7 protein-coding genes and 1 pseudogene are annotated in these 6680 nt (G+C 35.9%); all 8 read right to left on the bottom strand.

The features are described 5' to 3' along the window. Positions 1 to 86 precede the first annotated feature (86 nt). Complete coding sequence (locus tag C7954_RS13120; RefSeq protein ID WP_243833700.1) at positions 87 to 569, bottom strand: hypothetical protein; 483 nt, start codon at positions 567 to 569, stop codon at positions 87 to 89. Between the two features lie 117 nt (positions 570 to 686). Beyond that, positions 687 to 1460 (bottom strand): enoyl-CoA hydratase/isomerase family protein, encoded by a 774-nt coding sequence (locus C7954_RS13115; RefSeq protein ID WP_089719554.1) that lies wholly within the window; start codon positions 1458 to 1460, stop codon positions 687 to 689. Between the two features lie 12 nt (positions 1461 to 1472). Next, the gene (locus C7954_RS13110; protein ID WP_089719556.1) at positions 1473 to 3083 is read right to left on the bottom strand and encodes a CTP synthase; all 1611 of its coding nucleotides are present in this window, start codon (positions 3081 to 3083) and stop codon (positions 1473 to 1475) included. 37 nt (positions 3084 to 3120) lie between these two features. Continuing rightward, positions 3121 to 4782 carry an arginine--tRNA ligase gene (argS, locus tag C7954_RS13105; RefSeq protein ID WP_073158535.1) on the bottom strand — a complete coding sequence of 554 codons (1662 nt, stop codon included), beginning with the start codon at positions 4780 to 4782 and terminating at the stop codon, positions 3121 to 3123. A gap of 22 nt (positions 4783 to 4804) precedes the next feature. Further along, positions 4805 to 5236, bottom strand: coding sequence for a YwiB family protein (locus C7954_RS13100; RefSeq protein WP_089722889.1), 432 nt, complete (start codon positions 5234 to 5236; stop codon positions 4805 to 4807). A 73-nt stretch (positions 5237 to 5309) separates the two neighbouring features. Beyond that, positions 5310 to 5717, bottom strand: a complete 408-nt coding sequence (locus tag C7954_RS13095) for a hypothetical protein (RefSeq protein WP_073158529.1) — start codon at positions 5715 to 5717, stop codon at positions 5310 to 5312. Positions 5718 to 5854: 137 nt separating this feature from the next. Next, positions 5855 to 6175 (bottom strand): thioredoxin, encoded by a 321-nt coding sequence (gene trxA / locus C7954_RS13090; protein WP_073158527.1) that lies wholly within the window; start codon positions 6173 to 6175, stop codon positions 5855 to 5857. Between the two features lie 119 nt (positions 6176 to 6294). After that, a pseudogene (locus C7954_RS13085) lies at positions 6295 to 6576 on the bottom strand (thioredoxin family protein); the annotation flags it as partial. Between the last annotated feature and the right edge of the window lie 104 nt (positions 6577 to 6680).

Below are 6680 nucleotides of genomic sequence, written 5' to 3'. Positions count from 1 at the left end.
TGTCAGTATATTATTTTTTAACTTTAAAATTAATATACCTGCCAATAATCTGTCTGTTTAATTTTTAAAACGCTGTCTTTTGGTGGTCAAATCATGATATCATTACTGCATTCACAACTCAAGGCACCTTCCTCAGCAATATCATGAATAAAATCTAATGCCTGCAGCATTACATCTGGATTTTTAAATTCATCAAAACCTAACTCGGCTGCTATTAATTCTAATTCCTGCTTTTCTTTTTTGATTTCTTCATTAACCAAAGCAGATCTACCAAAAAAACCAGGGTTAAGACCGGTCTCTCTACAGGAAAGAGAAATTAACTTTTTTGAATACCAGAATTTATGATTTGATACTTTAATTTTATGAGCTTTATTACAGTGTAAGCAAAAATAATTAATCTGCAGTCTAGAATTATCTATTCTTTTAATTGAAGCTTTTTCCGCCCCACAACTGCAGCTTAACTGCTTTAATTTGCCTACCGGCAGCTCAAAAATATTAATCTCATCCTTTTCCAGACGACCACAGGCAGGACAGCTTAAAGCGATAGTTGTAGAAAGATTAATTAACATTATTTATCCCAGCCTGCAAACTTGAGACCAGGTCTTCACCTCCTTAACCTAATTATTCTTCATTGATTCTGAAAACCCTTTTTTGAATCTAAAAAATTAGCTTAAGGAAAGTATTCTTTAATTATCTTCTTTAATTATTTTTTTAATTTCTCTAATTCTAACTCGATGTTCTTCAGTTTTAAAACATTCAGCAAAGGCTTCACTTTCATATTCATAGCCAGTTTTTTCAGCCTCTGTATACTTTTTATTAATAGCAATTTTAATTAACTTAACAGCCTTAGTAGAGCGGTTAGTTATTTCTAAAGCAAGTTCTTTTGCTTCTTTTAGCAGAGTTCGAGGGGTAACTACCTTATTAATTAATCCCAGCTCATAAGCTAATGCTGCATCAATTATATCTCCTGTGTATAATAGCTCTTTAGCCTCTGCATCTCCAATTAATCTCGGCAGACGCTGAGTCCCTCCAAAAGCTGGTATGATACCAAGTTTAACTTCCGGCTGACCAAAGCGAGAACGAGTTGAAGCAAGCCTTAAATCACAGGCTAAAGTAATTTCCATTCCGCCACCGAGTGCATAACCATCAACTGCTGCGATAACAACAGGGTCACTTTGTTCAATTAAATCACATAAACCCTGGCCTTTACGAGATAACATTTTAGCCTGGTCACTATCCAGCTGTTCTAAATAATCAATATCTCCCCCAACAGAAAAAGCCCTATTGCCTTCAGCAGTTAAAATTACTGCGGCAGCTTTATCGTCTGAAAAAACGTCTGACAAAGTTTGATACAATTCATCTAATAATTCTTCATTATAAGCGTTTAAAACTTCCGGACGATTGATGCTGACAATGGCTGTTGGAGAATCAAAGTCACATTTAACCAAGTCCTCTGCCATATTTTTTCCCCCTTACTCCTTATTAGCTAAAGCTGCTTCAATGAAGCTTACAAATAACGGATGTGGTCTATTTGGTCTTGATTTGAATTCTGGGTGGAACTGAACACCTACAAACCAAGGATGATCTGGAATTTCAACTATTTCTACTAACCTTTCATCTGGCGAAAGACCGCTTAAGACCATCCCAGCAGCCTCAATTTGTTCACGATACTGGTTGTTAAATTCATAACGGTGCCGGTGTCTTTCATAAATAACTTCTTTCTGATAAGAACTGCGGCTGAGGCTGCCTTCTGATAATTTGCAGGGATAAAGTCCAAGGCGCATTGTTCCTCCCATATCTTCAACATCATGCTGGTCAGGCATTAGTGCAATCACAGGTTCCTTCTTATCTTCATCAAATTCACTGCTGTTGGCGTCTTTAAGATCCAATTCATTGCGGGCAAATTCAATTACCGCACACTGCATACCGAGACAGATCCCAAAATAAGGAACTTTATTTTTGCGGGCGTATTCTACTGCTTTCAGCTTACCCTCAATTCCTCGATCTCCAAAGCCACCTGGAACTAGAATACCATCTAAGTCAGCCAACTCTTTTTCAGCCTGGGCGAAAGAATCTATACCTTCTGCATAGATATATTCAATTTCAACTTCACAGTTATTAGCAATTCCGGCATGAGTAAATGATTCAGCAATACTTATGTACGCATCCGGCAGTTCAACATATTTCCCGACTATACCTATTTTAACCTGCTGGTCACGATCTTTAATTTTATCGACAAGCTCAATCCATTTTTTGAGGTCGGCTTTTTGGGCACGGTCTTGTAATTTTAATTTTTTAATAACATTTTCGGCCATTCCTTCTTTCTCTAACATCAATGGCACTTCATAAATATGTTCTGCATCAACAAGTTTAATAACATCTTCTTTTTCTACATTACCGAAAAGTGAAATCTTGTCTTTAACTTCCTGAGTTAGTTCTCTTTCTGAACGACAGACAACTATGTCAGGCTGAATTCCAATACTGCGCATCTCTTTAATACTGTGCTGGGTTGGTTTAGTTTTTAATTCACCAGCTGCTGCTAGATATGGCACTAAAGTACAGTGGATATATAGAACATTATCCCGACCTAAATCATTTTTTAGCTGTCTAATGGCTTCTAAAAAGGGGAGACTTTCAATATCACCAACTGTACCACCAATTTCGGTTAGAACTACATCTGCATTAGTCTCACGACCAACTCGAGTAATTCTGTCTTTTATTTCATCTGTAATATGTGGAATCACCTGAACTGTTGCTCCTAAATAATCACCACGACGTTCTTTTTGAATTACAGACCCATAAATTTTTCCTGTAGTTACATTATTGCTCTGACTTAAATTAGTGTCAATAAAACGTTCATAGTGACCTAAATCTAAATCTGTTTCCGCACCATCATCAGTTACAAAAACTTCACCATGCTGATAGGGACTCATGGTCCCTGGATCATAGTTTATATAAGGATCAAATTTCTGAATACTGATTTTAAGGCCTCTGCTTTTAAGCAGGCGGCCCAGGGAAGCTGCAGTAATTCCCTTACCAAGAGCAGAAACTACTCCTCCTGTCACAAAAATATACTTAGTCATTTTATTATCTCCTCCGCTTTTAATTTATAAATTCTTATTACATCTGCTCCGGTGCACTAATTCCAAGCAGTGTTAGAACATTCTTTAATACCTGTCTGGCAGCATTGACTAAATATAATCTGGCTTTTGCCAATTTATCACTGTCTGTATTCACACGACAATTATTATAAAATGAATGAAAGGCTGTCGCAAGGTCATAAGCATAAGTTGTTAAATGATGTGGCTGTCTTGACTCTGCAATCATCTTTATCTCTTCCGGGAATTTAGCCAGCATCTTCATTAAATCAATCTCAGCTTCGTGAGTTAATAAATCAAGATTTTCAGCATCAGCCTCAAGCGCAGCATTATCTAAAATGCTGTGAATTCTGGCATGAGCATACTGAACATAATAAACAGGATTATTTGTTGATTCCTCTTTGGCAAGTTCCAAATCAAAATCAAGATGACTGTCAGTACTGCGCATCACATAATAATAACGAGCAGCATCTGTACCAACTTCCTGATTTACCTCATTCATGGTAACGAAACTGCCAGCTCTTTTAGACATCTGCATTTTCTCACCATTACGAAGTAAATTAACCATCTGAACCACTATTACTTCCAGAGTATCTGCTGGATAACCAAAAGCTTCAATTACAGCCTTCATTCTTGGAATATAACCGTGGTGATCTGCCCCCCAAACATTAATTAATTTATCAAATCCCCGCTCTAATTTATCTAAATGATAAGCCATATCTGCAGCTAAATACGTTGGAGAGCCATCTGACTTGATTATAACTCGATCTTTGTCATCACCAAAGTCAGTTGATTTAAACCAGAGAGCATCCTCTTCTTCGAAAATATACCCTTTTTCTTTTAAAAGATCAATGGCCTGCTGAATTTTATCAGGATGTAAAGTCCGCTCACTAAACCAGCTGTCAAACTCAATCCCGAACTCTGCTAAATCATGCTCTATATTTTTTAGCATTTCCTGATAGGCATATTCACGGCAAATCTCAAGCCTTGCCGACTCTTCTTTTTCCATTAACTCTGCCCCATACTCATCATATAAGTCCTGAGCAATTTCTATAATATAATTACCCGCATAAATATTCTCAGGCATTTCAATTTTTTCACCCAAGAGTTCACGATATCTCAAAAGAGTTGATTCAGCCAAAATATCCATCTGGTTACCGGCATCATTGATATAATACTCTTTTTCTACATCGAAACCTGCAGCTTCCATAATTGCAGCAGTTACATCACCAACCACTGCTCCTCGACTGTGACCTACATGTAAAGGGCCGGTTGGATTAGCAGAAACAAATTCTACCTGAACTCTCTTTCCTTTACCAAAATCAATTTTACCATAATCTTCTGCTCTTTTGGTGATAATCTTTAAATTATGCCAGAGCCAGGCATTTTTAAGTTTAAAATTAATAAATCCCGGGCCAGCAATACTTATTTCATCTACAATTTCACTCTCAAAATTATCAACAATAATTTCTGCAATTTGGCGCGGATTCATTCCCGCTTGTCCGGCTAAGACCATAGCCAGATTAGTTGCATAATCTCCATGTCCCTTTTCTCTTGGCACCTCAATTGAAACTTCCGGCACCATTTCCAAGTCCAGCTCTCCATCATAAATTGCTTTTTTAACACTTTCGACCAGAAAACTGATTAGCTCAGCTTCTACAGCGGCCTGTAAATTTTTCTGCAAAACAATAAACCTCCTATTAAGTTTACTTTAATATTTTATAATTTATTTTTAAATGGTGTTCAGCATTTAATTCTCCACCTAAAAAGACCTGATAATTTATTCGAATCAGTCCAGATTTTTCGCTGATCTCCATTTCCAATCTCTTTGTCTTAACTGCCATTTTAATTTCACCATAAGCAGTCTTAAAATACCCTGCCTGTTTTTCCCCACAGACAAAATCCTGCTTCATAGCTGCTGGTTCCTGGCGCAAAAGTAAAACCCGCTCCCGCTCAGGATCAATTTTAACAATAGTTTTAGAACCATCGATTCCTTCGGCATTATCTGCATAACTCAAATATAATTTATCATTCTTAATATAAAACTCACCCTGATAACTATTGTTTATCTGCTGTTTTTCTTGATCATCAATTATTTGCTGTACATTTTCTAATTTAATAGAAACATTTTTACTCATCTTCTATTAACTCACTCCAAATTTTATAATTTGAAAAAACCACAGCCCAAATTTTAACTGCGGTTTTTAAATTCTATATTTTAATATTTTTACCAAATTCTACTGCTGAACGGTGGTCCTTAATTGCCTTAAAATTCTTAACTATACAGCCCTGGGATTCAAGAGCTGCCATTACTTTTTTCAAGGCTTTATTTGTAGCAAAAAAACGAGGTTTAACATATGCTATAGCGTCTTTACCACCAGTTCTTTTTGCCTCAGCAAGAAATTTGTTTAAAGAGTTATCTATTTTCCCTTTAAAAATACCTTTCGTAGGACTACCTGCTGCTATTAAATCATATGGATAAAAAGAAAGACCGGTCCCAATATCTTTAGTGTTTTTCATATCTACTCTAAATCCCTGTGATTTTGCCCCTGCTTTAATCCCTTTTGCAATCTCTTCTAAATCGTCATCAGGGGTATATATTATTAATAAACGCTGCACTGATAACCCTCCTTTTTTAATCAATCTTAATTTTATCACAAAACTTTATATTTTTACAGGGTTATCTGCAATAAAATATAAAAATCCCCTCTTCTTATTCTAAAACAAAAAGAGAGGACTTTAAAAATAAAGAAAATTTATTTTAAGTTCAATTTACTTACAAGCTTATCCTTAGGCATATAACCAACTAATTTATTTATAACTTTACCATCTTCCATAACTAACATTGTTGGAATGCTCATAATACCGTAACGAGAAGCGGTAGATTGATTTTCATCAACATTTAACTTTGCTACCTTAATCTTATCACCGTATTCTGCTGCAATATCTTCTACTACAGGGGCTACCATCCTACATGGTCCACACCATTCTGCCCAAAAATCTACTAATACCTTTTTATCAGCACTTAATACCTCAGTGTTGAAGTTTCCATCTGTTACCTTAATTGGTTTGCTCATTATTGAATTTCCTCCTGTTTGTTAAATATTTGCTTTGTTTATTAATTGGTCCTTTATTAATTGGTACCAGGTACAAAAAAGCTTTTTTGTACCTGGTACCATTATTTTAATTCTTTATTTTAGCTGGCTGCTACAGCTAGGTTTTGAATTTTCTTTAAAATAGTTTTCGCTGGAACTGCTCCAACCTGCTCATCAGCACCGGAGTTAATTACAGTTTTTGGTACTCCTGATACATTAAAGCTTGCTGAAAGTTCTTCAAATTCCATCGCCTCTACCATTTCAGCTTTAATCTTTGGATTAAGCATTGCCATCTGATGAGCTACTCTAACCGCTCGTGGACAATAAGGACAGGTTGGTGTAATAAATACCTGCAGCAGCACATCAGAATCAAGTGCTTTTACTTCTTTTTTCCTGAATTATTCATAGCAACCACGAAATATAATTTTCCTCTGGTTTAACTCTAAAATTATCTAATTTAAGAACTAAATAATAACTTTTTGAGTTG

The sequence above is a fragment of the Halanaerobium congolense genome (assembly GCF_004366375.1).
GTDB classification, from domain to species: Bacteria; Bacillota; Halanaerobiia; order Halanaerobiales; family Halanaerobiaceae; genus Halanaerobium; species Halanaerobium congolense.
The sequence above is the reverse complement of the archived record's forward strand: the minus strand, read 5'-3'. Positions and strand labels throughout refer to the sequence as shown.